The sequence below is a fragment of the Dellaglioa sp. CoH-57-MRSF-17 genome (genome assembly GCF_056782015.1).
In genome coordinates, this window is the sequence record NZ_JBXAXY010000012.1 from 1,898 (window position 1) to 3,298 (window position 1,401).

1 rRNA gene (running past one end of the window) is annotated in these 1,401 nt (G+C 45.5%); it reads right to left on the minus strand.

The window, feature by feature from the left end:
* A 23S ribosomal RNA gene (locus tag AC1RPJ_RS07510) occupies nt 1-1,277 on the minus strand (it extends 1,742 nt beyond the left edge of the window).
* Nucleotides 1,278-1,401: the final 124 nt, after the last annotated feature.

Consider the following 1,401-nt stretch of genomic DNA (forward strand, 5'->3'; position numbering starts at 1 on the left):
CAGTCCTTACGGTCTAGCTTCGTTGCCCTTAGAACGCTCTCCTACCACGGAACCCTAATGGGTTCCATCCACAATTTCGGTAACATGTTTAGCCCCGGTACATTTTCGGCGCAGAATCACTCGACTAGTGAGCTATTACGCACTCTTTAAATGGTGGCTGCTTCTGAGCCAACATCCTAGTTGTCTGTGCAATTCCACATCCTTTTCCACTTAACATGTATTTTGGGACCTTAATTGGTGGTCTGGGCTGTTTCCCTTTCGACTACGGATCTTATCACTCGCAGTCTGACTCCCGGATATAAATCAATGGCATTCGGAGTTTATCTGAATTCAGTAACCCTAGATGGGCCCCTAGTCCAAACAGTGGCTCTACCTCCATGATTCTTAATTCCGAGGCTAGCCCTAAAGCTATTTCGGAGAGAACCAGCTATCTCCAAGTTCGTTTGGAATTTCTCCGCTACCCACACCTCATCTCAGCATTTTTCAACATACATGAGTTCGGTCCTCCAGTGCGTTTTACCGCACCTTCAACCTGGACATGGGTAGGTCACTTGGTTTCGGGTCTACGTCTACTTACTATGGCGCCCTATTCAGACTCGCTTTCGCTACGGCTCCGTCTTATCAACTTAACCTCGCAAGCAAACGTAACTCGCCGGTTCATTCTACAAAAGGCACGCTATCACCCATTAACGGGCTCTAACTATTTGTAGGCACATGGTTTCAGGAACTATTTCACTCCCCTTCCGGGGTGCTTTTCACCTTTCCCTCACGGTACTGGTTCACTATCGGTCACTAGGGAGTATTTAGCCTTGGGAGATGGTCCTCCCGGATTCCGACGGAATTTCTCGTGTTCCGCCGTACTCAGGATACTGCTCTGAGAGATTTTCATTTAGTATACGGGGCTATCACCCTCTACGGCGAGTCTTCCCAGACTCTTCTACTATAAAAATCTTTGGTAACTCAAATGAGCAGTCCTACAACCCCAAGAAGCAAGCTTCTTGGTTTGGGCTCTTCCCTGTTCGCTCGCCGCTACTTAGGGAATCGATTTTTCTTTCTATTCCTGCAGGTAATTAGATGTTTCAGTTCCCTGCGTTTACCTCTATATAACCTATGTATTCAGTTAATAGTAACAGTCGATTAAAACTGCTGGGTTCCCCCATTCGGAAATCTCCGGATCAAAGCTTACTTACAGCTCCCCGAAGCATATCGGTGTTAGTCCCGTCCTTCATCGGCTCCTAGTGCCAAGGCATTCACCATGCGCCCTTGATAACTTAACCTAACTTTACTTAAAGCAAAGTGGTTTTGTTAAGAACTACGTTCTTAACTAATAAAACGCGGTGTTTCTCGGCTTATTGCTTAAAAATTTAATAAATATTATCTAGTTTTCAAAGAACAAATTTT